At 52.6% G+C, this 25535-nt stretch carries 20 protein-coding genes; 11 read left to right on the top strand and 9 right to left on the bottom strand.

Annotation, left to right across the window (positions count from 1 at the left end):
* Nucleotides 1-46: 46 nt before the first annotated feature.
* A complete protein-coding gene (locus ABVN44_RS17275; protein WP_001196291.1) occupies nucleotides 47-307 on the bottom strand; it encodes a YfhL family 4Fe-4S dicluster ferredoxin in 261 nt (86 codons plus the stop codon).
* Between the two features lie 37 nt (nucleotides 308-344).
* Entirely contained in the window at nucleotides 345-1271 is a 927-nt protein-coding gene (locus ABVN44_RS17270) for a LysR family transcriptional regulator (protein ID WP_129339432.1), read from the bottom strand.
* Nucleotides 1272-1386: 115 nt separating this feature from the next.
* Between ABVN44_RS17270 and ABVN44_RS17265 the strand changes: the two genes are divergently transcribed.
* Nucleotides 1387-2583 (top strand): OFA family MFS transporter, encoded by a 1197-nt coding sequence (locus ABVN44_RS17265; protein ID WP_001276364.1) that lies wholly within the window; start codon nucleotides 1387-1389, stop codon nucleotides 2581-2583.
* A 21-nt stretch (nucleotides 2584-2604) separates the two neighbouring features.
* Nucleotides 2605-3522 (top strand): oxidoreductase, encoded by a 918-nt coding sequence (locus ABVN44_RS17260; protein ID WP_000684036.1) that lies wholly within the window; start codon nucleotides 2605-2607, stop codon nucleotides 3520-3522.
* A 38-nt stretch (nucleotides 3523-3560) separates the two neighbouring features.
* Here the strand turns inward: ABVN44_RS17260 and ABVN44_RS17255 are convergent, their stop codons facing one another.
* Nucleotides 3561-4409, bottom strand: a complete 849-nt coding sequence (locus ABVN44_RS17255; protein WP_000995703.1) for a MurR/RpiR family transcriptional regulator — start codon at nucleotides 4407-4409, stop codon at nucleotides 3561-3563.
* Nucleotides 4410-4524: 115 nt separating this feature from the next.
* On the opposite strand from ABVN44_RS17255, the gene murQ reads away from it, so the two are divergent.
* Genes murQ through tadA form a run of 4 tightly spaced genes read left to right on the top strand, consistent with a single transcriptional unit; the run spans nucleotide 4525 to nucleotide 8005 of the window.
* Nucleotides 4525-5418 carry an N-acetylmuramic acid 6-phosphate etherase gene (gene murQ / locus ABVN44_RS17250; protein ID WP_023231995.1) on the top strand — a complete coding sequence of 298 codons (894 nt, stop codon included), beginning with the start codon at nucleotides 4525-4527 and terminating at the stop codon, nucleotides 5416-5418.
* A 10-nt stretch (nucleotides 5419-5428) separates the two neighbouring features.
* Nucleotides 5429-6790 (top strand): PTS transporter subunit EIIC, encoded by a 1362-nt coding sequence (locus ABVN44_RS17245; protein WP_000361660.1) that lies wholly within the window; start codon nucleotides 5429-5431, stop codon nucleotides 6788-6790.
* Nucleotides 6791-6793: 3 nt separating this feature from the next.
* Complete coding sequence (yfhb, locus tag ABVN44_RS17240) at nucleotides 6794-7429, top strand: phosphatidylglycerophosphatase C (protein WP_000253558.1); 636 nt, start codon at nucleotides 6794-6796, stop codon at nucleotides 7427-7429.
* Between the two features lie 24 nt (nucleotides 7430-7453).
* The gene (gene tadA, locus ABVN44_RS17235; RefSeq protein ID WP_001134564.1) at nucleotides 7454-8005 is read left to right on the top strand and encodes a tRNA adenosine(34) deaminase TadA; all 552 of its coding nucleotides are present in this window, start codon (nucleotides 7454-7456) and stop codon (nucleotides 8003-8005) included.
* Nucleotides 8006-8055: 50 nt separating this feature from the next.
* Here tadA and mltF read toward each other — a convergent pair whose 3' ends face one another.
* Together mltF and ABVN44_RS17225 are read right to left on the bottom strand one after the other, a co-directional pair.
* Nucleotides 8056-9600: a membrane-bound lytic murein transglycosylase MltF gene (mltF, locus tag ABVN44_RS17230; RefSeq protein WP_000734248.1), complete on the bottom strand. Its 1545-nt coding sequence runs from the start codon at nucleotides 9598-9600 to the stop codon at nucleotides 8056-8058.
* A complete protein-coding gene (locus ABVN44_RS17225; RefSeq protein WP_001667158.1) occupies nucleotides 9601-9831 on the bottom strand; it encodes a hypothetical protein in 231 nt (76 codons plus the stop codon).
* A 24-nt stretch (nucleotides 9832-9855) separates the two neighbouring features.
* On the opposite strand from ABVN44_RS17225, the gene purL reads away from it, so the two are divergent.
* The 5 genes from purL to glnB all read left to right on the top strand — a co-directional run bounded on the left by purL (nucleotide 9856) and on the right by glnB (nucleotide 18337).
* Complete coding sequence (gene purL / locus ABVN44_RS17220; RefSeq protein WP_023227947.1) at nucleotides 9856-13743, top strand: phosphoribosylformylglycinamidine synthase; 3888 nt, start codon at nucleotides 9856-9858, stop codon at nucleotides 13741-13743.
* Nucleotides 13744-14391: 648 nt separating this feature from the next.
* Complete coding sequence (gene qseE, locus ABVN44_RS17215) at nucleotides 14392-15822, top strand: two component system sensor histidine kinase QseE/GlrK (RefSeq protein ID WP_001670672.1); 1431 nt, start codon at nucleotides 14392-14394, stop codon at nucleotides 15820-15822.
* A gap of 1 nt (nucleotide 15823) precedes the next feature.
* Nucleotides 15824-16588, top strand: a complete 765-nt coding sequence (qseG, locus tag ABVN44_RS17210) for a two-component system QseEF-associated lipoprotein QseG (RefSeq protein WP_001054239.1) — start codon at nucleotides 15824-15826, stop codon at nucleotides 16586-16588.
* Nucleotides 16588-17922, top strand: a complete 1335-nt coding sequence (gene glrR, locus ABVN44_RS17205) for a two-component system response regulator GlrR (protein ID WP_024148517.1) — start codon at nucleotides 16588-16590, stop codon at nucleotides 17920-17922. The genes qseG and glrR overlap by 1 nt, the downstream gene beginning before the upstream one ends.
* A 76-nt stretch (nucleotides 17923-17998) precedes the next feature.
* Nucleotides 17999-18337 carry a nitrogen regulatory protein P-II gene (gene glnB / locus ABVN44_RS17200; protein WP_000717694.1) on the top strand — a complete coding sequence of 113 codons (339 nt, stop codon included), beginning with the start codon at nucleotides 17999-18001 and terminating at the stop codon, nucleotides 18335-18337.
* 48 nt (nucleotides 18338-18385) lie between these two features.
* Here the strand turns inward: glnB and dtpD are convergent, their stop codons facing one another.
* The 4 genes from dtpD to cadC all read right to left on the bottom strand — a co-directional run bounded on the left by dtpD (nucleotide 18386) and on the right by cadC (nucleotide 25365).
* The gene (dtpD, locus tag ABVN44_RS17195) at nucleotides 18386-19846 is read right to left on the bottom strand and encodes a dipeptide permease DtpD (protein WP_000856793.1); all 1461 of its coding nucleotides are present in this window, start codon (nucleotides 19844-19846) and stop codon (nucleotides 18386-18388) included.
* A gap of 55 nt (nucleotides 19847-19901) precedes the next feature.
* On the bottom strand, nucleotides 19902-22046 hold the full coding sequence (gene cadA / locus ABVN44_RS17190; RefSeq protein ID WP_001100652.1) for a lysine decarboxylase CadA: 2145 nt from the start codon (nucleotides 22044-22046) through the stop codon (nucleotides 19902-19904).
* An 82-nt stretch (nucleotides 22047-22128) separates the two neighbouring features.
* The gene (cadB, locus tag ABVN44_RS17185; protein ID WP_000100008.1) at nucleotides 22129-23460 is read right to left on the bottom strand and encodes a cadaverine/lysine antiporter; all 1332 of its coding nucleotides are present in this window, start codon (nucleotides 23458-23460) and stop codon (nucleotides 22129-22131) included.
* 360 nt (nucleotides 23461-23820) lie between these two features.
* On the bottom strand, nucleotides 23821-25365 hold the full coding sequence (gene cadC, locus ABVN44_RS17180) for a lysine decarboxylation/transport transcriptional activator CadC (protein WP_001187146.1): 1545 nt from the start codon (nucleotides 25363-25365) through the stop codon (nucleotides 23821-23823).
* Nucleotides 25366-25535: the final 170 nt, after the last annotated feature.

Below are 25535 nucleotides of genomic sequence, written 5' to 3'. Positions count from 1 at the left end.
GCATAGCGCCATCAGGCATTGTTGCGTTGGAAGTGCGTTAACCCGCTTACAGTTTATCTGCGTGATGCATCAGAACAAACTTATCCCACAACTGTTCTTCGGTTTCGACATGGGCGGGATCCTGCAAAATCGTATTGGGGATCGGGCAGACTTTCTGACAGGTCGGCGTTTCGTAATGGCCTACACACTCGGTGCATTTGTCGCTGTTAATCTCATAAATGCTGTCGCCCATTGAAATCGCCTCATTCGGGCACTCCGGCTCGCACATATCGCAATTGATACATTTTTTGGTGATTAACAGCGCCATCAGGAAATTCTCAGAAACAACACAAATCGGGCGGGCATTATACGCCTATTTTCTGCTCGGGCCAGCTCTTTTCTGGCGCTGATTTGTTATCTACAGTGTAAAAATTTTTGATCTGCTTGAGCAGGCAGATGGTTGCGTTATCCAGTGAAAGGTCATTACTGTGCACCAGCATGACAGGAATAAAGAATGCGGGGATGCCCAGTGAAACCAGGCGAACATTTTTGGGTGTCGATAAATGGGTTAGCGAGCGGGTAATAAATGCGATGCCAATCTGCGCTTCGGCATACTCAAGGCATGAGTAGTGGTTATCCAGTTCGCAGATGACGTTAGGAACGACTTTGCGGTTATTAAATTCTGTGGTGATGATCCCTCTTAATAGCAGAGAGTCATTAAGCACGATAATGGGCTGGTCGTTTAAATCTTTTAGATGCAGACGTTCGCGTGTCGCCAGAGGATGAGAAAGTGGGATTGCAGCGATAATTTCATCTTCAAACAGCATGGTCGAGCTTAGCTGGGCAGGGAGCACTGTTCGATAAACAATGCCAATATCAACGGCGCTATCCGTCAGCTTTTTAATGGTTTGCTCAGTTGAGAACTCTTTAACATTTAAAGATATTTCCGGATGGTGCGCCATAAAGTTGCGAAAAGCGGGCAGGACCAGGTAGCTGCCTGACACCCCGATTGAAATAGTATCGCGCTGTTGATCCTGATAGGGAAGAAGTTCATTTTCGGCATTTTTTAAATCCAGCATTATTTTGTTAGCGTGTCGTTGCAAAATAATGCCTGCTTTTGTTAATTTAATTCCTCTACCTTTTCGCTTAAATAATATTGTTTTAAGTGATGACTCAAGTTGTTTGATTTGCTGACTTAATGATGGCTGAGTGATAAACAGGCGACTGGCTGCCCGACCATAATGTAATTCATCACACAATATCAGGAAGGAATGTAGTTGTTTGATATTCATTAAAATTTAATGCCAATCGATTGGGTTTTGTTATAACGATTATAAAAAATACCAAATTGTTTGCCTATTTTGCTTTTTTTAAACTGTGATCAGTGCATTTTAAAAAGGGAAAATTATGTCGGCATCAATCAACCGCTGGGGAATGCTTGCCGCTCACGTGTGCATCAATTTTGTGCTCGGGGGCGTCTACGCATTTAGCTATTTCAAAACACCACTCATGGCGCAATATCACTGGGATCCGGCTACGCTGGCGTTAGCATTCTCTATCAACATGGGGATCATTCCTTTACCGATGATTTGGGGTGGGAGAATGATCGACAATGGTAAAGGAAAGCAGGCGATAGTTATCGGCGGTATCCTGTTTTCTTTAGGTTTTATCTTGTCCGGGTTTGTGGATAATTTGCCCATGCTGTTTTTAACCTACGGCGTCATTGCCGGGTTGGGATCGGGCCTGGCTTTTACGGGTAATCTTAATAATATTCTGAAATTTTTCCCTGACCGTCGCGGTCTGGCCAGCGGTATCGTACTGGCGGGTGTTGGCGTCGGGACGCTACTTTGCACCCGCCTGGCCGAATATTTTATGGCGCAAACTCACGATGTTAGTCGGGCGTTGTTATATCTGGGCATTGTTTATCTGGTGGTTATTTTTATCGTCCAGTTCTTTATTCGTAGCGCGCCAGCAAAAGATAGTGGAGGAATTAAAGCGTCGCCACTGGATAAAGACTATCGGCACATGCTGAAAGATCTGCGCTTCTGGCTGCTGTTTATGATTCTGGCGCTGGGCGTGTTCTCTGGGATGGTAATTAGCTCAAGTTCTGCGCAAATTGGTATGACGCAGTACGGTTTATTGTCCGGTGCATTAGTCGTTAGCCTGGTCTCGATATTTAACTCGATCGGTCGCCTGTTCTGGGGAGGGTTAACCGATAAATTAGGCGGCTATAATACGCTGGTTATTGTTTACCTCTTTACTTGCTTGTGTATGCTGCTGTTATTTTTCTTCAATGGCAATACTTCGGTATTTTATTTCAGCGCTCTGGGCGTGGGCTTTGCTTATGCCGGTATATTAGTTATCTTCCCTGGTTTGACCAGCCAGAATTTTGGTATGCGTAACCAGGGGCTAAACTACGGCTTTATGTATTTTGGTTTTGCCGTCGGTGCGGTTATTGCTCCTTATGTAACGTCCGCTATTGCAAAATATACCGGAAGCTACAATACAGTATTTATTTTAACCACGGTGCTATTGCTTATTGGAGTCGTGTTGACCCTGATAACGAAAAAATATGTCGCAACGGTTTTAGCCAAAATTCATTAATCAGATAATAAGGAAATAAAAATGAAAATTGCAATCGCAGGTGCAGGCGCTATGGGGTGTCGTTTTGGCTATATGCTGCTGGAGGCCGGGCACGACGTGACGCTTATCGATAGCTGGCAGGAGCATGTCGACGCTATTCGTAGCAAGGGGTTGTTTGTCGAAACGGAAACGACTCAGAAGTATTACCCCATCCCTGCTATGTTGGCTGATGAATCCCAGGGGGAGTTTGAGCTGGTTATTCTGTTTACCAAAGCCATGCAGTTGGATAGCATGTTACAGCGTATTAAGCCGCTGCTGCCAGCCGCGAAGGTCGTGATGATTTTATCTAACGGCCTGGGAAATATCGAAACGCTGGAGAAATATGTCGATCGGCAGAAAATCTATGCGGGTGTGACGTTATGGTCCAGCGAACTGGAGGGGGCTGGGCATATTATGGCCACCGGTACCGGAACGATTGAACTGCAGCCGATTGCCAGCCAGGATTCGGCTCAAGAGGCTAAGGTCATTGCCACCCTTAATAGCGCGGGATTGAATGCTGAAATAAGCCCTGACGTATTATTATCGATCTGGAAGAAAGCAGCCTTTAATAGCGTAATGAACACCTATTGCGCGCTACTGGATTGTAATGTCGGCGGATTTGGTCAGCGGCCTGGTGCTTTAGATTTAGCGCAAGCGGTAGTTGATGAGTTTGTGTTAGTTGCTGCCAGCCAGAATATTCCGTTGACTGAGCAAATGGTGATGAATACGGTGAAGAAAGTGTTCGATCCGCGTGAGAGCGGCCACCACTATCCTTCTATGCATCAGGATTTACATAAAGGCCGACTGACTGAAATCGACTATTTAAATGGTGCGATTGCGCGAATCGGCGCTCAGAACAATATTGCCGTACCGGTTAACACACTCCTGACGCAATTGATTCACGCGAAAGAAGCGCAATAAACTTGATAGCTCTTCTGCATGAGGCGGAAGAGCCATTTTCAAACCAGTTTTTTTACCAGCGCCTCGCTATGGCGAATACGCTCCGGCGCCCGCTCTAAATCCTGTTGTACCAGCGCCATAAACAGTAAGTCGGTCAACATCATTTGCGCATGTGTCGAGGAGATAGCGGCGCTGCGCGTCGCTTGCTCTTCGGCAATCGTATACAGACAGCGGGTGGCGCGCTGCTGCAAGGCGTTGGGAGAAAAACCGGTAATTGCCAGGATTTTCGCGCCTGCGCGTAATGTTTCGTCCGCCGCCAGGTTCAGCTCGCGCCGCTCCCCGGAATAAGAGATCGCCAGCAGCAGATCCTCCGGCGCCAGCGCCTGCACCGTCGCCAGCAGGGCGTGCATGTCGCGCTCAACCACCGCGTTAATGCCAATCTTCAGTAGCTTCCAGGCAAAATTTTGCGCCACCAGCCCAGAGGCGCCAATCCCGGTGATCACAATACGGCGGGCGTGGCGCAGCATCGTGACGCTTTCTAACAGCTTTTCTTCACTGTTAACGTCCAGCGTGGCGTGCATCGCCGCCACATTCTCTTTAATTAATTTTTCCCCGACCAGGCGCATCGGATCGTCGCCGCGAATCTGGTTATGAACGGGAACGGAATGCGGATTAGGATTGCTGGCCAACGCTTCGCTGAGAGCCAGTTTCAACGCCGGAAACCCTTTAAACCCCAGTTTTTGCGCGAACTTGACTACGCTGGATTGGCTGACGCCCGCTTCAGCCGCCAGTTGCTGCGAGCTCAGATGCCGCGCCGTATCCGGTTGCGCGAGCAGATAATCCGCCAGTTTCCTGTCGCTTTGCGCGAGATCCGGATAACGCTGGCGAATACGAATCAAACAGTTCATGAGCAGCTCCTGCGAAACGTGATGGCGACGACAAAACGAAATTTCACTCGCCTGGGGGAATATTCTATTCCATCATGGACGCTTATTATGAATTAAAAATTCCAGAGGGACAAAAATGAATCTTGGTACCTTAGTGTCTGAAACCCGTAACCCGCAAACGATGGATCTGGATGCGTTGCCTACTCCTGAATTAGTTAAGCGTTTTAATGAACAGGATACGCTGGTAGCGGAAGCGGTAAAAGCCACTCTGCCTGACGTTGCGCGTGCGGTGGATGCCGCGGCGGCGGCGCTGAAGTCTGGCGGACGTATCATCTATATGGGCGCGGGCACCAGTGGTCGGCTTGGCGTACTGGATGCCTCAGAATGCCCCCCGACGTTTGGCGTTCCGCACGGTCTGGTCGTCGGGCTGATTGCCGGCGGGCCGGGCGCGTTGCTGAAAGCGGTCGAAGGCGCGGAAGACAGCCAACAGGCAGGCGAAGACGATCTTGTCGCGCTAAATCTGCAAGAACAGGATCTGGTCGTGGGGCTCGCGGCGTCGGGTCGTACACCCTATGTGATTGGTGGCCTGCGCTATGCGCGACAGTCCGGTTGTACCACTGTTGCCGTCTCCTGTAATCCAGATTCGGCTATTGCGCGGGAGGCTAATATCGCTATTTCGCCCGTTGTCGGGCCGGAAGCGCTTACCGGCTCCACGCGGCTGAAATCCGGCACCGCGCAGAAAATGGTGCTCAATATGATTTCTACCGGCGCGATGGTGAAGTTCGGTAAGGTCTATCAGAACCTGATGGTGGATATGAAAGCCACCAACGTCAAACTGGTCGATCGCGCGTGTCGGATGGTCGTTGAAGCGACCGGGATAGGTCGTGAAGAGGCGGAAACGTTGCTGAAACAGACCGATTTTGAGGTTAAGCCCGCCATTTTGATGGCGCTTACGGGGCTGGATGCTGCAGCCGCCAGGGAAAAACTCGCCACTCATCAGGGCTTTTTAAGGGCGGCGTTAGAACACTAAAGAGGTGTGTATGGATAAGACGGCAGCGCTCGCCAGCGACATTTTACGTGGTATCGGCGGAGAGCAAAATATTCTGCGCCTGGAAAACTGTATGACGCGAGTCAGGGTGGAGGTACAGGACGACAGCCAACTGGATATTCCGCGCTTAAAAGCGTTGCCTGGCGTCAGTGGATACGTAAAGCAAGGGGAGCAACATCAGCTGATCGTTGGGCCGGGGAAGGCTGCGCAGGTGGTTGATGCGATGCGCGTGCAGATTGCCGCAGGTGGTGTAAAGCCGGATGACGCTATGGCGCGTACCAAATCCGAGGCGAAAGCGAAGTATAAAGCGCCGATGAGCGATGCGTTGCGTAAGCTGGCGAATGTTTTTATACCGCTTATCCCCGCCTTTATCGCATCCGGCTTGATTACCGGCATTATCAACATTCTTAAACGTCCGGATATCGTCGGCGATGTTGCCGTCCACTATCCTAACCTGCTGGGCCTGATGGGGATATTTGGTAGCGCGGTGTTCGCTATCATGAACATTCTGGTTGGCGTCAATACCGCGAAAGTCTTTGGCGGATCGCAGGCGTTAGGCGGCGTGATGGCGGGGATCCTTTCCAGCCCGCAACTGGCGCAGATTACGCTCTTTGGCGAGGCGCTTCAGCCGGGACGGGGCGGCGTTATCGCCGTCCTGCTGGTGGTGGCGTTAATGTGCTGGATTGAGCGCCAGTTCCGTAAGCTGCTGCCGGGGTCGCTGGAGTTAATTCTTAACCCTTTATTGACGACTGTTATCACCGGCGCGGTAGCGATTGTCGCTCTGCAACCGCTTGGCGGCTGGATTTCAGACGCTATCGCTCACGGCGCGTCCTGGGCTATCGATCGCGGCGGTTTTCTGGTGGGCGCGGTGTTAGCCGGAACCTTCCTGCCGTTGGTACTGACCGGGCTGCATCAGGGGCTGGTGCCTATTCATGTGGAGCTGGTGCAAGCGCACGGCTATAACGCGCTGTTTCCCATCCTGGCGATGGCGGGCGTTGGTCAGATAGGCGCGGCCATTGCCGTACTGATGAAAACCCGCAATGCGCGGCTCAAAAAGGTGATTAAAGGCGCGCTTCCGGTCGGACTGCTGGGGATTGGCGAGCCGCTGATTTTTGGCGTCACGCTGCCATTGGGTAAGCCATTTATTGGCGCTTGCCTCGGCGGCGCGGTAGGCGGGGCGTTGATCAGCTACTGGAAAGTGGCGACGGTAATTACCTTTGGTATTTCCGGTTTGCCGCTGGCATTAACAATTGTTGCCGGAAAAGTCCTGTTCTATCTGTTAGGCTATTTAATAGCGGTAATTGCCGGGTTTATTTTTACCTGGCTGCTGGGGTTCAATGATCCAGAGGAGTAAGGTTTGGTCAGCCACGAGCGTCGTGTCGTCTTTTTTGATTTGGATGGAACGTTACATCAACAGGATATGTTCGGCAGTTTTCTGCGTTATTTGCTGCGCCGTCAGCCGCTAAATGCGCTGCTCGTACTGCCGCTGTTGCCCATTATCGGTATCGGTTTACTGGTAAAAGGGCGTGCGGCCCGCTGGCCGATGAGTCTGTTATTGTGGGGCTGTACTTTTGGCCATAGCGAAACGCGTTTGCAGGCGCATCAGGCGGATTTTGTCCGTTGGTTTCGCGCTAACGTCACGGCGTTTCCGGTTGTACAGGAGCGTCTGACCACCTATCTATTGAGCTCTGACGCGGATATCTGGCTTATTACCGGTTCTCCGCAATCATTGGTAGAGCAAGTCTATTTTGATACGCCGTGGTTGCCGCGCGTTAACCTCATCGCCAGTCAGATGGCGCGACGGTATGGCGGCTGGGTATTAACCGTGCGCTGTCTGGGCCATGAAAAAGTCGCGCAACTGGAACGTAAAATCGGTACGCCGCTGCGTCTTTATAGCGGCTACAGCGACAGCAAACAGGATAACCCGCTGCTTTATTTTTGCCAGCATCGCTGGCGGGTGACGCCGCACGGCGAGTTGCAGCAGCTCGAATAGTGAAACGCATAGCGTCTGTGTATAATGCCGCCCGCTTTCATTACCGGAGTTACCTCTTTGTCTGATGTCGAATTAGATCACGAATACTGGATGCGCCACGCGCTGACGCTGGCGAAACGCGCCTGGGACGAACGCGAGGTTCCGGTTGGCGCGGTATTGGTGCATAACCATCGCGTCATTGGCGAAGGCTGGAACCGACCCATTGGCCGCCACGATCCTACTGCGCACGCTGAAATAATGGCGCTGCGTCAGGGCGGTCTGGTATTGCAGAATTACCGGTTACTGGATACCACGCTGTATGTCACGCTGGAACCCTGTGTGATGTGCGCAGGCGCTATGGTGCATAGCCGCATTGGACGCGTTGTCTTTGGCGCGCGCGATGCAAAAACCGGCGCGGCCGGATCGCTAATTGATGTGCTGCACCATCCGGGAATGAATCACCGGGTCGACATTATTGAAGGGGTGCTGCGCGATGAATGTGCGACGCTGCTCAGTGATTTTTTCCGTATGCGTCGTCAGGAAATTAAAGCCCTGAAGAAAGCCGACCGTGCGGAAGGCGCGGGGCCGACAGTATAGCGCAATGCCGGATAAGAGGTTACGCGTCGCCATCCGATAAGACCACCGCGCTATTTTTCTTCTTTCTTCTGCGGCGTAAACAGTAAAGACGGCGAATGCGTCAGGTAGCCTGATGACTGCGATAAAAACGACAGGAAGGGGAAGGGCGCTTTATTCAGCTCCTCCGGCGACACCGCCGGATAATCCTGCGCCAGTTTCATGGCTTCCGCTTCCTGCTTTTCTTTTTCCTGCAAATACCCCACCAAACTTATCTGGTATTTACGGATATTTTCCACATAAGCATAAGCCTCATGTCCACGCGCGTAACCGTAGGTTAGCTTACTGTAATACGGTTTTTGGCTTAACAGAGGCAAACGCTGCTTCACATCGGTCCAGCTATCCGGATTGCCTTTGGTTTTTACCGTCAGCGATCTGGCATCGAGCATGTGCGCATAACCCATATTGTAGGCGGCTAAGGCAAACCAGATGCGCTCGTCTTCCGGAACGGTTTCGGGAACTTTAGCCATCATATCTTCAAGATAGCGAGCGCCGCCGCTGATGCTTTGCTCCGCATCGGTACGGTCGGTCAGCCCCAGACTTTGGGCGGTATTTTTAGTCAGCATCATCAGGCCGCGCACGCCGGTTGGCGAGGTCGCCAGCGGGTCCCAGTGTGATTCCTGATAAGAAATCGCCGCCAGCAGGCGCCAGTCTATCTCTTTGGCATATTTTTTAAATAACGGTTCCAGCTCCGGCAGGACGTTATCTACCGCTCGCAGGAAAGAGCGGGTATCAACGTAGTCGAAATCATCGCCATGTCCCAGATATTTCTCTTCGATCCGCGCCAGAGAACCGTCTTCATTGATCGAATTGAAAAAATCGAGCAGCGCGGCGGAGAGCGTATTATCGTCGTCCAGTCGGCTAAACCAGGTCACGGGCTGTTCATCCGTGACATCCAGCGCCACGGCCAGCTCGGGATGAACGCGCTGAAACAGACTGATCGCCACTGAATCGGCAATGGTGTAATCCAGTTTGCCGCTGATGACCTCTTCCAGCAGCGTCGTCGAGCCTTTTTTATCATCCACTTTCCAGCTCAGGTCGGGAAACTTTGTCTCTTTTAAACGCTGTAAGTCATTGACCACGACGTGCCCTGGCGCAATGGTAAGCTGATTCTCGTTAACGGTCGCCAGCGAACGTGGGCGATATTGTCCGACCCGGTAGACGAGCTGTTGCGAAACCGAATAATACATGGGACCAGGCTGATAGTTTTTAACGCGCGCGCTGTCGTAGACCAGCCCTGCCGCGAGCAGGTCGGCATTGCCGTTATCGAGATCGTCAAACAACTGGCTGATATTCTGGCGCACCGTCACTTTCAGCTTCACGCCGAGATAGTTGGCGAACTGCTGCGCCAGTTCATAGTCCAGACCATATTTTTTACCGTTGATAACGGAATAGGTTAATGGCGAGTCGATCGTACTGACGCGCAGTACCCCCCGGGCTTGAATCGCGGCGATATGGTTTTCGGTTTTACCGAACCAGGGGATTGAGGGCCAAAGGGCTGCTGCCAGCAGCAGCGTCAATATGCCGATGAACAGATAATTAATCTTTAATTTTTTCAATTAGTTAATTCTCTGGATCGTGCGTTGCCTCGGGCTGAAAAAGATGTTTTGCTGCAATAGATAAGTCATTAATGAGCGGCATTTTGCGTAACAATGCGCCAGTTGGCAACTTATTCGCAACGATAGCCGCACCGTATGACAAGAAAAAGCGGTGATTTTATTTCTACGCAAACGGTTTCGTCGGCGCGTCAGATTCTTTATAATGACGGCCGTTTCCCCCCTTGCGCACACCGAAGCTTAGAAGACGAGAGACTTATGATGGAAATTCTGCGTGGTTCGCCTGCACTGTCTGCATTCCGTATCAATAAACTGCTGGCGCGCTTTCAGGCTGCCAACCTCCAGGTCCACAATATATACGCTGAGTATGTCCATTTTGCTGACCTGAACGCCCCGTTAAATGATAGCGAGCAGGCGCAGCTTACCCGTCTGCTGCAATACGGCCCGGTGCTTAGCAGCCATACGCCGGCGGGTAAACTCCTGTTGGTCACACCGCGTCCTGGTACCATCTCCCCCTGGTCTTCAAAAGCAACGGATATCGCCCACAACTGCGGCCTGCAACAGATTGACCGTCTGGAGCGCGGCGTAGCGTACTATATCGAGGCTTCGACGTTGACGTCGGAACAGTGGCGACAAGTGGCCGCAGAGCTGCACGACCGTATGATGGAGACGGTGTTCTCTTCTTTAACCGATGCGGAAAAACTGTTTATCCACCATCAGCCTGCGCCGGTTTCCAGTGTCGATCTGCTGGGAGAAGGCCGTCAGGCGTTAATTGACGCCAACCTGCGTCTTGGTCTGGCGCTGGCGGAAGATGAAATCGACTATTTGCAGGAGGCGTTTACCAAACTGGGGCGCAACCCGAACGATATCGAACTGTACATGTTCGCCCAGGCGAACTCCGAGCACTGCCGCCACAAGATTTTTAACGCCGACTGGATTATCGACGGTAAACCGCAGCCGAAGTCGCTGTTTAAAATGATTAAAAACACCTTCGAAACCACGCCGGACTATGTGCTCTCTGCCTATAAAGACAATGCTGCGGTGATGGAAGGATCTGCGGTGGGGCGCTACTTCGCCGACCACAATACCGGCCGTTACGATTTTCATCAGGAGCCCGCGCACATTCTGATGAAGGTCGAAACGCATAACCACCCAACCGCCATCTCTCCGTGGCCGGGGGCGGCGACCGGTTCCGGCGGCGAAATTCGTGATGAAGGCGCCACCGGGCGTGGCGCGAAACCAAAAGCCGGGCTGGTGGGCTTCTCCGTTTCCAACCTGCGTATTCCGGGCTTTGAACAGCCGTGGGAAGAGGATTTTGGCAAGCCGGAACGTATTGTCACCGCGCTGGATATCATGACCGAAGGTCCGCTGGGCGGCGCGGCGTTTAACAACGAATTTGGTCGCCCGGCGCTGACCGGTTACTTCCGTACTTATGAAGAGAAAGTGAACAGCCACAATGGTGAAGAGCTGCGCGGCTACCATAAGCCGATCATGCTGGCGGGCGGGATCGGTAATATCCGCGCCGATCACGTGCAGAAAGGCGAGATCGTCGTCGGCGCGAAGCTGATCGTCCTTGGCGGCCCGGCGATGAATATCGGCCTCGGCGGTGGGGCGGCTTCTTCAATGGCTTCCGGCCAGTCTGATGCGGATCTCGATTTTGCCTCTGTTCAGCGCGATAACCCGGAAATGGAACGCCGCTGCCAGGAGGTGATCGACCGCTGCTGGCAGTTGGGCGACGCTAACCCAATCTTGTTTATCCATGATGTGGGCGCGGGCGGTCTCTCCAATGCGATGCCGGAGCTGGTAAGCGACGGCGGGCGCGGCGGGAAATTCGAACTGCGCGACATTCTTAGCGACGAGCCGGGCATGAGCCCGCTGGAAATCTGGTGTAACGAATCCCAGGAGCGCTATGTGCTGGCGGTCGCGGCTGACCAGTTACCGCTGTTCGATGAACTGTGTAAGCGCGAACGCGCGCCGTATGCGGTCATTGGCGACGCTACCGAAGAACAGCATCTCTCGTTGCATGATAACCATTTCGACAATCAGCCGATCGATCTACCGCTGGATGTCCTGCTGGGCAAAACACCGAAAATGACCCGCGATGTGCAAACATTGAAGGCGAAAGGCGATGCGCTGAACCGCGCGGATATCACGATTGCCGACGCGGTAAATCGTGTTCTGCATCTGCCGACCGTGGCGGAAAAAACCTTCCTTGTCACTATTGGCGACCGTACCGTCACCGGTATGGTGGCGCGTGACCAGATGGTTGGCCCGTGGCAGGTCCCGGTGGCTGACTGCGCGGTCACTACCGCCAGCCTCGACAGCTACTACGGCGAAGCGATGTCGATTGGCGAGCGCGCGCCGGTGGCGCTGCTGGACTTTGCCGCCTCCGCCCGTCTGGCCGTCGGTGAAGCGTTGACTAACATTGCCGCGACGCAGATTGGCGATATCAAGCGCATCAAGCTTTCCGCTAACTGGATGGCGGCAGCCGGTCATCCTGGCGAAGATGCCGGTTTGTATGACGCGGTTAAAGCGGTGGGAGAGGAAATCTGTCCGCAGCTTGGCCTGACGATTCCGGTGGGCAAAGATTCGATGTCGATGAAAACCCGCTGGCAGGAAGGTAACGAACAGCGCGAAATGACCTCGCCGCTGTCGCTGGTGATTTCCGCGTTTGCCCGCGTGGAAGACGTGCGTCACACCCTTACGCCGCAGCTGTCAACGGAAGATAACGCCTTGCTGCTGATCGATCTTGGCAAGGGCCACAACGCGCTGGGCGCAACGGCGCTGGCGCAGGTCTATCGTCAGCTTGGCGACAAACCCGCGGACGTGCGTGACGTCGCGCAACTGAAAGGCTTCTATGACGCCATGCAGGCGCTGGTCGCTGCGCGTAAATTACTGGCCTGGCACGACCGTTCCGACGGCGGTCTGCTGGTGACGCTGGCCGAGATGGCCTTTGCCGGCCACTGCGGCGTGCAGGTCGATATCGCCGCGCTGGGCGATGACCATCTGGCCGCACTGTTCAACGAGGAGCTGGGCGGCGTGATTCAGGTACGCGCTGAAGACAGAGACGCGGTCGAAGCGCTGTTGGCGCAGTACGGCCTTGCTGACTGCGTCCACTACCTTGGTCAGGCCCTGGCTGGCGATCGCTTTGTGATTACCGCTAATGACCAGACGGTATTCAGCGAAAGCCGCACTACGCTGCGTGTCTGGTGGGCGGAAACCACCTGGCAGATGCAGCGTCTGCGCGACAATCCGCAATGTGCCGACCAGGAACACGAGGCGAAAGCGAATGATGCCGATCCGGGCCTCAACGTGAAGCTGTCGTTTGATATTAATGAAGATATCGCCGCGCCGTACATTGCGACAGGCGCACGACCGAAAGTCGCTGTACTGCGCGAGCAGGGGGTGAACTCTCACGTGGAGATGGCGGCGGCGTTCCATCGTGCGGGCTTTGACGCGATTGACGTCCATATGAGCGACCTGCTGGGCGGTCGTATCGGTCTGGGCAACTTCCATGCGCTGGTGGCTTGCGGCGGCTTTTCCTACGGCGACGTGCTGGGGGCGGGCGAAGGCTGGGCGAAATCCATTCTGTTTAACCATCGGGTGCGCGACGAATTCGAAACCTTCTTCCATCGTCCGCAGACGCTGGCGCTGGGCGTGTGCAACGGTTGCCAGATGATGTCGAATCTGCGCGAGCTGATCCCGGGCAGCGAACTGTGGCCGCGTTTTGTACGTAACCATTCTGACCGCTTCGAAGCCCGCTTCAGCCTGGTGGAAGTGACGCAAAGCCCATCGCTGCTGCTGCAAGGAATGGTAGGCTCACAGATGCCGATTGCGGTTTCCCATGGGGAAGGGCGCGTTGAGGTGCGTGACGATGCGCATCTTGCCGCGCTTGAGAGCAAAGGCCTGGTCGCCCTGCGCTACGTTGATAACTTTGGTAAGGTGACCGAAACCTATCCGGCTAACCCGAACGGTTCGCCGAACGGCATCACGGCGGTGACGACCGAAAACGGTCGGGTGACGATTATGATGCCGCATCCGGAACGCGTATTCCGCACCGTCGCCAACTCCTGGCACCCGGAAAATTGGGGCGAAGATAGCCCGTGGATGCGTATCTTCCGTAATGCGCGTAAGCAGCTTGGTTAATTAGCCCGATAGCCATTAAGCCCCTCTTCACGAGGGGCTTTTTTGTAGACGGCGCTTATCAGGCCCACGGGGAAGCGCGGTTGAAGCTACCGTCTTGAACGTCAAGCGGTAGGCCGGATAAGGCGTTTACGCCGCCATCCGGCAATAAACTAGTGCTTATGCCGCAAGATTAAAGTGTCGGGAAATCCCGACATGAGTGGGGATAGGTTGTCGCCAAAAGGAGACGTTTAACCATTTGATTTAAAATGATTTTATTTTTAGGTGTTGCAGGTGTTGCTGATTGGCGACAGAAAGGGCAAAAAACAGACAGAGCCATTTTTAGCATGAATAGCGATATTTTTCATATCTATCATTGTGTTAACAAAGTCTTTTGAATGTTGGCACAATTACTGCATAATGATAACCAGTGGCTCATTCACCTTCTTATGTCAGCCCCTTAGGGACGCGCTACATAAACTTCGAATGACGCACAACAAGGTGCCTGCCGTCCAACTTCTGATAATAGCGTAGCTTTATCAACCTCCGGGCGAAACGTCGAGTTAGGCACCACCTTATTCCATAACAAAGCCGGGTTTAGCCCGGCTTTGTTGTATCTGGCGCTTCCCTCGGTTAGCATCTTTTTTATTCTTCTTTTATGTGAGCGACACGTTGAAGCGCTGGTCTGTTTTCCCCCGTTCTTTACGACAATTGGTCATGCTGGCCTTTTTGCTGATCCTGCTGCCGTTGCTGGTTCTGGCCTGGCAGGCGTGGCAAAGCCTTAACGCGTTAAGCGATCAGGCTGCGGTGACTAACCGCAGCACGCTTATTGACGCCCGGCGCAGCGAGGCGATGACCAACGTCGCGCTGGAGATGGAGCGAAGCTACCGACAGTATTGTGTGCTTGACGATCCGACGCTGGCAAAAGTGTATCAAAGCCAGCGTAAGCGCTATAGCGATATGCTGGATGCCCATGCCGGCGTATTGCCGGATGATAAGTTGTATCAGGCGTTACGCCAGGATTTAAACGCGCTGGCGCAATTGCAGTGTAAAGATAGCGGCCCGGAAGCGGCAGCGGCCGCGCGTCTGGAGGCCTTTGCCAACGCTAATACGGAAATGGTGCAGGCGACGCGTACTGTGGTTTACTCGCGCGGGCAGCAGTTACAACAAGAAATCGCCGAGCGCGGACAATTTTTCGGCTGGCAGGCGCTGGTGCTATTTCTGGTGAGTCTGGCGATGGTGCTACTTTTTACCCGCATGATTATCGGGCCGGTGAAAGGAATTGAACGGATGATTAATCGCCTGGGTGAAGGCCGTTCTTTGGGGAATACCGTCACCTTTACCGGTCCGCGTGAATTACGATCGGTGGGGCAGCGCATTATCTGGCTGAGTGAGCGTCTGGCGTGGCTGGAATCCCAACGCCATCAGTTTCTACGTCACTTGTCCCATGAGCTGAAAACTCCGCTGGCCAGTATGCGCGAGGGGACAGAGCTGCTGGCCGATCAGGTGGTTGGGCCGCTGACGCCGGAGCAAAAAGAGGTGGTCGATATTCTGGATGACAGCAGTCGTAATTTACAAAAATTGATTGAGCAATTGCTTGATTACAACCGGAAACTGGTAGACAGTGCCACAGAGCTGGAAGCGGTCGATATCGCGCCGCTTGTGGATATGGTGGTTTCCGCCCACAGTTTGCCTGCCCGCGCTAAAATGATGCATACCGATGTCGACCTGGAGGCCGAACGCTGCATAGCAGAGCCCATGTTGCTGATGAGCGTGCTGGATAATCTCTATTCCAACGCGGTGCACTATGGCGCTGAATCCGGTAACATTTGTATCCGTAGTCGCTCTCAGGGCTCCACGGTTTATATCGATGTGGTTAATAGCGGCGAACCGATTCCGCAAACCGAAAGAGAAATGATTTTTGAGCCTTTTTTCCAGGGAAGCCACCAGCGAAAAGGGGCGGTAAAAGGCAGTGGGTTAGGGCTGAGTATCGCCAGAGATTGTATTCGTCGAATGCAGGGAGAGATCCAACTGGTGGATGACAACGCGCAGGAAGTTTGTTTTCGCATCTCGCTGCCATTGCCTGCATCTGACAAACACTAATATGAATTTAAGCCTGGTGCGTATGTCACACGTTTTCGTCCAAACTATTAAACGATGCCTTTTGCGGTGGGGAATACCGGTGGGCATATCGTGTCTGGCGCTGACCGCATGTGTTCCCCATGCTTCACAGCAACTGCCCGGTAGCGCAGCGCAGGACACGCTCCCCCATTATCAACTGGCGGATTATCTCCCGACGGCGTGCGCGGATATCTGGTCGCTACGCGGGCAGGCGGTAGAGACGAATCCGCTGTACTGGCTACGCACGATTGACTGCGCCGATCGTCTGATGCCGGTTCAGTCGCGCGCAGAGGCGCGCGCGTTGACGGATGATAACTGGCAAAATGCCTTCAGGCGCGGGATCTTACTGGCGGATGCAAAAATTACGCCGCCGGAGCGGCGCGCCATAGTGACCCGTCTGGAGGCGTTAAGCGCGCAAATACCGGCTCAGGTACGGCCCGTCTACCAAATCTGGCATGACGGTCAGGCGCTGCAATTAGCACTTTCTGCCGAACGTCAGCGTTATAGCAAACTCCAGCAAACGTCAGATAGTGAGCTGGATGCGCTGCGCCAGCAGCAACAGGCCTTGCAAACGCAGCTCGATCTTACCACCCGTAAGCTGGAGAGTTTAACCGATATTGAGCGCCAGCTTTCGACACGAAAACCGGCAGGGAATTACAACGCCGATACGCCGCATACGAATGACAAACCCGCGACGTCTGAAGATGGCGCGGCGCCGTCGCCGTCACAAGATGAGGTAACGCCATGATAAGCCGTAAACCGGCGCACCTGCTGCTGGTCGATGACGATCCCGGATTACTGAAATTGCTCGGTATGCGCCTGACCAGTGAAGGATACAGCGTCGTGACCGCAGAGAGCGGCCAGGAAGGACTACGGGTACTACATCGGGAAAAAGTGGATCTGGTAATAAGCGACCTGCGCATGGACGAAATGGATGGTATGCAACTGTTCACAGAAATTCAGAAAGTACAGCCAGGAATGCCGGTTATCATTCTGACGGCGCATGGCTCCATTCCGGATGCGGTGGCCGCTACCCAGAAAGGCGTATTCAGCTTTTTGACGAAGCCGATCGACAGAGACGCGTTATATAAAGCGATAGATGAAGCGCTGGAACAGTCCGCTCCCGCGATGGACGATAGCTGGCGCAACGCTATCGTTACCCGTAGCCCGCTGATGCTGCGACTGCTTGAACAGGCGCGCATGGTCGCGCAGTCGGATGTCAGCGTATTGATTAACGGACAAAGCGGCACCGGAAAAGAGATTTTCGCACAGGCGATTCATAATGCCAGCCCGCGCAGTAACAAGCCGTTTGTCGCCATCAACTGCGGCGCGTTACCGGAACAGTTGCTGGAGTCCGAATTATTCGGCCATGCGCGCGGCGCCTTTACCGGCGCAGTGAGCAATCGTGAAGGGTTGTTCCAGGCGGCGGAAGGCGGCACGCTGTTTCTGGATGAAATTGGCGATATGCCCGCGCCGTTACAGGTGAAGCTGCTGCGGGTGTTACAGGAGCGCAAAGTCAGGCCGCTGGGCAGCAATCGCGATATTGATATCGACGTGCGAATTATTTCCGCGACGCACCGCGATCTGCCGAAGGCGATGGCGCGGGGCGAATTTCGTGAAGATTTGTACTACCGGCTGAATGTCGTGAGCCTGAAAATTCCGGCGCTGGCGGAGCGTACCGAGGATATTCCGCTGCTGGCTAATCATCTGCTCAGACAGTCGGCACAGCGGCATAAACCGTTTGTTCGCGCCTTTTCTACTGATGCAATGAAACGGCTGATGACGGCAAGCTGGCCGGGCAACGTGCGCCAACTGGTCAACGTCATTGAACAATGCGTGGCGTTAACTTCTTCGCCGGTGATCAGCGATGCGTTGGTCGAGCAGGCGCTGGAAGGCGAAAACACCGCGCTGCCCACCTTTGCCGAAGCGCGAAACCAATTTGAACTGAACTATCTGCGCAAGTTACTGCAAATTACCAAAGGTAACGTGACGCACGCGGCAAGGATGGCGGGGCGCAACCGCACGGAATTCTATAAGCTACTCTCCCGTCACGAACTGGATGCGAATGATTTCAAAGAGTAGTTTTCATGCCGTAAAGTAGCGCGAAATATGTTACGTTTAACCGATCAAAACACAGGCGACCTTTTCAAGGAATAGCATGAAAAAGATTGATGCGATTATTAAACCCTTCAAGCTGGACGATGTCCGTGAAGCGCTGGCCGAGGTAGGTATTACCGGCATGACGGTCACCGAAGTCAAAGGCTTTGGCCGTCAAAAAGGCCACACCGAGCTGTATCGCGGCGCGGAATATATGGTGGATTTTCTGCCGAAGGTAAAAATTGAAATCGTTGTGCCTGACGACATCGTGGATACCTGTGTTGACACCATCATTCGTACCGCGCAGACGGGGAAAATCGGCGACGGTAAGATCTTTGTCTTTGATGTCGCCCGCGTTATTCGTATCCGTACTGGCGAAGAAGACGACGCGGCTATCTGATGTGCCGATTCGCTGCCCGTCCCCTCCTTGTGGGCAGCGAACCACCGTTTAATCGCCCTGCGGTAGCGCCGATGTTGTCCGGGTGCAAACCCATCTCAGGCCGACAATGGCGACGATCAGCGCCACGCAACTTAGCGTCCACTCGCCCATTTGCGAGAAAAAGTGTCCGTAGGCGGCTACCGCCGTATCACTAATTTGCGATTCCGTGGTTTGTTGCGCGACGACGCCAGCCAGCCAGTTAGCGACCGCGCCGGTCGCCAGCATATAAATACCGGTCAGTACACCCGTGACGCCAGGCAGGTTGAGGCGGGTAATTTGCGCCATCGCGACCGGATCAATAAACAGCTCTGCAAAGCCCATCAGCGCCAGCCCTGCGATCATCATTCCCATTGATGCCTGCCCATCTAACCGGGCCTGATGCGCGTTTAGCGCCAGCAGCATAAAACCGCCGCCCATTAATACCAGCCCCACGGCAAATTTAAGCCAGACGCGCAGCACCGAGCGGGCGCTCTCTTTCGGGCTGCTCAGCCACGCCAGCACCACGCCTGCCGCCATCACCGCAATCGCATTGACCGACTGGAACAATGCGGTGGGGACGGTCATGTTCAGCCAGTGGCGGTTGACAAAACGGTCGATGAATAAACTGATCGAACTTCCGCCCTGCTGCGCCAGAACCCAGAAGAGAGTGCCGGTGATCATTAACAGAACGATTTGCCACAAGGCGCGACGGTGTTCGGGAAATTTAACCATAATACGGGCGATAAGTTGCGCCGCGAAGACGCAGACAATGGCCAGCACATAGCCAGACCAGTTATTTTCCAGCAGGAGGGTGAAGAATACCGGCGCGATACACAGCATTAATACCAGCCAACCCCAGGTTGGAAGGGCGAATTTAACCGCCCGCAGCGCGGGGCGATTAACACCGCGTGTCTGCTGAAAGTGGCGATGACCGCTTAAAAAGATGAGCAGGCCGATGAACATTCCCACGCCCGCCAGCGCAAAGCCGACATGCCAGCCATACCACTGCGCCGCCAGACCACAGGCGATCGGCGCGGCTATCGATCCAATATTTCCGGCGGCGTAGAGCAGCGAGAATCCCCCGTCGCGGCGGTTGTCATCAGGGGCGTAAAGTTCGCCCAGCAGACAGCTAATATTGGATTTAAACAAGCCGTAGCCGCAGATAATAATGGCGAGCGCCGCATATAAACTCAGCGTTGAATCAGATTCTAAGCCCAATACCACATGACCCAGCGTCATCAATAAGGCGCCGGTGATAACCGCCACGCGGTTGCCAAGCAGGCGGTCGGCAAGCCAGCCGCCAAGAATAGGGGTAACGTAAACTAAAGAGGCGTAGGCGCTGAAGAGGTTGATCGCGTGGCTGTCATTAAAACCAAGCTGGTGGGTAAGATAAAGGATGAGTAAGGCACGCATGCCGTAAAAGCTGAAGTATTCCCAAATTTGAATCGCCACGATGTAAAAAATCGCGCGCGGTTGTGAGGGTGTTTTCATAAAGTCTCCTTGCTGCGTGAAAAAAGGGAAGTGGCAAGCCACTTCCCTTTGGTACTTATTTCGTATTTTCTTTCAGCACCTTAACGGTGTAACGTCCGTCTGCCTGACGATAGGCGCCGTGGATATCGGTTTCGAAGCCCGGATAGTGGGCGCCGATTTCGCACAGCATTTGCAGGAATTCCAGTACCGGACGGCTTTCCTCGGTGATCATTTCACCAGGCATCACCAGCGGCACTCCCGGAGGGTAAGGAAGGATCATGTTGGCGTTGACGCGTCCAACCATCTCTTCAAGATACACCTCTTCCGTTTCGCCATGCAGCTCTTTCTGGAACGCAGTATACGGCGTCATCACCATTTTCGGCAGCACTTCAAACGCACGGTACATTAAGTCCGGCAGATTATGATGTTCGACCAGTTTATGAATATTCTGCGCCAGTTCCTGGATGCGCATATTTTCATAAAACTCAGGCGCTTCGCGATACAGTGCCGGCAGAATGTTTTTGACGCGCAGGTTCAGGTCAAAGGCGCGTTTAAATTCAGTGAGCGCGCGCAGCAGGCTCAGAGCTTTGGTTTTGTCGATACCAATGCTGAACAGGAACAGCAGGTTGTATGGACCGGTTTTTTCTACGATGATGCCGCGTTCATCGAGATATTTGGCGACCAGACTTGCCGGAATACCGAACTCATCCATCGTACCGTCTTTCTTCATCCCCGGCGTCAGGATAGTGACTTTGATCGGGTCGAGGTACATGTGTTCGTTATCGATATTTTTGAAGCCATGCCATGCGCTATCTGAACGCAGCGGCCAGCACTCAGCTCCATCGATATGCTCCGGCTGCCATACGTCAAAGAACCAGCCGTCAGATTCGCTTTTCAGGCGTTTAATTTCTTTACGGAATTTAATCGCACGTTCAATAGAGCCGTTAATCAGGCGTTTACCCGCATTACCTTTCATCATCGCCGCTGCGGTTTCAGTAGACGCTACGATACCGTAGTGCGGAGAAGTGGTGGTATGCATCATGTAGGCTTCGTTAAAGGTTTCTTCGTTAATGTCGCCTTTAACATGAATCATGGATGCCTGTGAAAACGCCGCCAGCAGTTTATGCGTGGACTGGGTTTCATAAATGATTTTGCCTTCTACACGGTCGCCGCTCATACCGCATTTACCCTGATAAATAGGGGAGAAATTGGTATAAGGCACCCAGGCGGAGTCAAAATGAATGGACTTCACATCCAGAGTTTTCTTGATGTAGTCAGTGTTATACAACAAACCGTCATAGGTTGAGTTAGTAATAACAGCATGGACCGGCCAGGTTGCGTTAGGCGTCTCTTTTACCCGTTTAGCGATAGTGGCGTGCTGGAACTCGCTTTGCGGGATACCGCCAAGAATACCGTAGGCGTTACGGGTTGGGCGGAAATAAATCGGCGTAATGTCGCTCATCATCATCAGATGGGTCAGCGATTTATGGCAGTTACGGTCAATCAGTACCGTGCTGCCTGCCGGCGCGGAGTACATACCGACGATTTTGTTCGCCGTAGAGGTGCCGTTCGTCACCATGTAGCTACGTTCGGCGTTAAAGACGCGGGCGATATACTCTTCCGCTTCTTTATGCGGGCCGGAGTGGTCCAGCAGCGAACCCAGTTCAGAAACGGAAATCGAAATATCGGATTTCATCGTGTTCGGGCCGAAGAAATCATAAAAGATGCTGCCGACGGGGCTTTTCTGGAAAGCGGTCCCGCCCATGTGGCCAGGCGTACAGAAAGTATATTTCCCTTCGCGCACATATTTGAACAACGCTTTTGTCAGCGGCGGCAGAATATTGTCGATGTATTCATCGGTATTCTGGCGAATTTTCGCCGCTATATCGGCTGCGGCGCCTAAAGCATATTCAAAGAAGCGAACCTGCATTCTCAGATCGTTGAGGCTGACGTCCAGCGTAGAGTAGCTGTTGGCGAAGGCGTACAGCGGCATATACTCGTTCAGCTTGCTAATCTCTTCGCAAAGCTCAAGGTTATATTTATCCCAGTCGAAAATGACGCCGCAAAGGCGGGAGTTATTTTCAATCAGCTTCAGCAGGTCTTCTCGGTCGTTTGGATAGACGATACGGAAATTTAAACCTTCCAGTGCACGATGCAGTTCACGAATAGGCTCTTCTTTAAAGTAGACGCCCATGTGGTTCATGATAGCAATAACGTTCATAGTCTTGTTCCTGGTAAAGTGGGCCCCTCCCGCTACGCTATAGCAGGTGACGAAAGGGGCTTTGAGAAAAAGGAGTTAGCGGTTAAAGCGCTTCAGCCGTATTGTTGTCGCTGTCGTTGTTCTGGCGCTGGTGCATTTTGCGACCGTAGAACATCAGGATGATCAGACTGACGATAAAGGTGCCGGAGAGTTCGAAGGAGCTGGCGCCCATCAGTGCGATGAAGCAAAATGCGCAGCCCAGTACAGAACAAATCAGGCTTACCGAGTTACGGATGTTGAACCCTTCGAAGCGAATCAGGTCAACACAGGAGTAGAAGTACGGCAGCATGGTAAGCAGTACGGCAATCCCGGTCAGTTCGCCGAACAGGTCGGACGCTTTACCGCCGCTGGAGTTCATGATGGTGATCAGAATCATCAGCGCCGTCATTTTCACCGCAGCCAACAGCAGACCTTTTTTCGGAATACCGTTTTTATCCATTTCACCGTAAATTTTCGGGAAGTTGCCGTCGTTGGCGGCGCGAACCCCAGCCTGGCCGACCAGCATCATCCAGGAGCCCAGAGACGTCAGGCAGGCGAAAGCGGTAAAGGCGGAAACCAGCGGCGCAGCCCAGCCACCCAGAATCGTGGAGGTACTGATAGCGAACGGCGCGCCGGAAGAGGCCATAACGGAAGCTGGGAACATCCCGGCGATAACCTGAGTCGCGGCGATATAGATGATGCCTGCCAGCGCGGTACCCAGCATGGTTGCCAGCGGTACGGTGCGTTTCGGGTTTTTCACCATGCCGGTGCTGACGGCGGCAGACTCAACGCCAACGAACGCCCACAGGCAGAGCAGAATACTTTTAACAATGGCGTGAGAGTCGGTCGTCGTGGACGTGTTCCAGTTCGCGTGATAGGTCGCGATATCGAACCAATGCCAGCCGGCGACTGCGGTCAAGACTACCGGGATCAGCACCAGGAATAGGCCAATCGTTGTCAAGCGGCTGACCCAGGCCCCACCCAGCATATTAATAAAGGTGAACAGCCAGACGATAGCAATACAGGCAATACCTGCCGGTATTGGATTATTTAATGCCGGGAAGAACGTAGAAAGATAAGAAACAGCGGTAATACCGATAGCTAAGTTACCAATCCAGTTTGCGTGATAATAAAGAACGCCGGTCTGGAAACCAAACGCCGGAGATATTTCCCCAGCATAAGCGATAGGGCCACCCTGTTGCGGGTTTTTGGTTGCCAGCCTCGCATAAACATAAGCCAGCGACATTGCCCCAATAATAGAAATTACCCAGCCCCAGATGGCAATGCCACCAATACTGGCAAGGTTGGCGGGTAATAATGCAATCCCGCTCCCCATCATATTACCGGCAACGACGCCAGTACAGGCAAATAGCCCGATCTTTTTGACAGAACTCATGTTCATTTCTCCTGAGCTGTATTTTTAAGAACCGGGCTTATGCTTCATATATGCTGCGTGCCCGTTCAACTGTCGACAAGATTAACGAATGGGTTGAGATAAGTCCTAAAGAAAAAGTGAAATAAACACAAACATGAAAAAACTGATAGATTGATTTTTTTGAATTAACATATAAATATCATGGAAAATATCATGAAAGGATAAACATCTTTTAATTACAAAGAGTTATATTTACATATCTTTGCGATGAATATGTTGCCAAAATTAACATAAGCTATTTTTGGCAACATGTTTTTCACAAAATAAAAGCGAAAAATTTAATATCTTTTCGCTTTTATTTGTCATGGTTCAGCGTTAAATTTAATCTTCTGCCAGAAAACTATTCAGATAAGGGACAATTTTCTGAACGGATGTCTGAAATACGCCATTTTCGATCCAGTACAGCGTGTTTTCACCTGGACGTAAATTAAAGGCGGTCAGATAGGCATCAGCGGCCAGACGATTCTCACCTTTCATTTCGTAAACTTTCCCCAACAGGACATAGTTAAACCACGACATTTCAAGCTCGATGCTTTTATTGATTTCCTCATACGCTGCATCGATATCACCTTTGCCCAAAAGATCAACGGTCTTGATTTTATAATAAACAGACGTTTTCTCAACGCCCGGAATTTGATCTATTTTTTTAAACTCTTCGTTCAGCGCAGCCACTTGTTCTTTATCAAACGGCTGTTGTGATTGCCGTAATACATCTACCAGCACTTTATATTCATAGGCATAGTTGAAATCAGGCGTTTCCTTAATAATGCCATTCAGAATATCGCTGGCTTTACTTAGCGCCTGCGCATCGCCGCTCAGAATAAGCTGGCGCGCCTCATAAAAACGCATCAGCGCGGTATTTTGCGGCGTTCTGAACAGGGCCAGTTGTTCTCGCATACGATTAGGCCAGGGCTGTGTTAAAACGAAAGACAGGCTATTAAACAGATCATCCTGGATGGACAACTGGTTAGTATTGGTGACGAAATAACGCTTATCCAGCATGGTTGAACCATCGGCGTTATCAATGAGCACCACAGACATAAAGCACTGCTGCGCCCGATAGTGGCGCTGATTGACAAACTGAATGGTTAACGTCTTACCGGAGCTGCTTGGCTCATTGACCCGGTAATTGGTTTTATCGTGCACCATAAAGGTCGAGTAGGTGTTCAGCAGGTCGGTGATTAAGCCGCCCAGACCGATGGCGTAGGACTCCTGCGAGACCCAGTTATTACAGGAATTGCCGCCTTCAAAACGAACATCTATATCTCGTGGGTTAAGTAATAACCGCGTTTTTGTTACCGCGGCATTATGATCTACCACCGACATCACGATAAACACCACCAGCGTCGCCAGCGAGAGCAGGAACATCACCCACGTCCAGAAAGCGGCGATACGCGGCTTTTTCGCCTTTTTAGTCGGCGTTTGCAAAGAGGCGGGCGGCACAGGCGCAGCGGCAGGAACCCCCTCCGTCGGTTCTGCATTCGTCGCTGCGATCGGCGGCGGCGGCGACGTTGATGAATTATCGATCTCATCGCTATTTTCTTCGCACCAGATAACCGGCGCCGTCAGCTTATAGCCGCGTTTAGGTACGGTAACGATGTATTCAGCATTGCTGTCTCCGCCATCTCTTAATGATTTGCGTAGTTCAGAAATGCTTTGGGTGACAACATGGTTGGTCACGATGGTGCGCATCCAGACATGATCAATAATGTTATCCCGGCTTAACACTTCATCCGGATGATGCGCAAAATACATCAGAAGATCGATCAGCCGTGGTTCAAGAGTAATCTGACGTCCCTGGCGACTGATCTGATTAACAGAAGGTGTAACCAGCCACTCTCCAATGCGTACAACAGGTTGCTGCATAAAAAGATGCCCTAACGAGCTAAGTCAAACGTTAATAATAACACGATTTGCACAGACTTTTTTTATTCCCCTTTTTTGTAAAAGAAAGGCATAAAAAGCAGCGCAATAAGCAGGGGAACGGGGAGGAAAACGGGCGTTCGCCTTAACGATAACGCCCGTTTTTTCAGAGG

It is taken from the genome of Salmonella sp. SJTUF15570, from assembly GCF_043357055.1.
GTDB classification, from domain to species: domain Bacteria; phylum Pseudomonadota; class Gammaproteobacteria; order Enterobacterales; family Enterobacteriaceae; genus Salmonella; species Salmonella enterica.
This window is presented reverse-complemented; position numbering and strand designations above follow the sequence as displayed.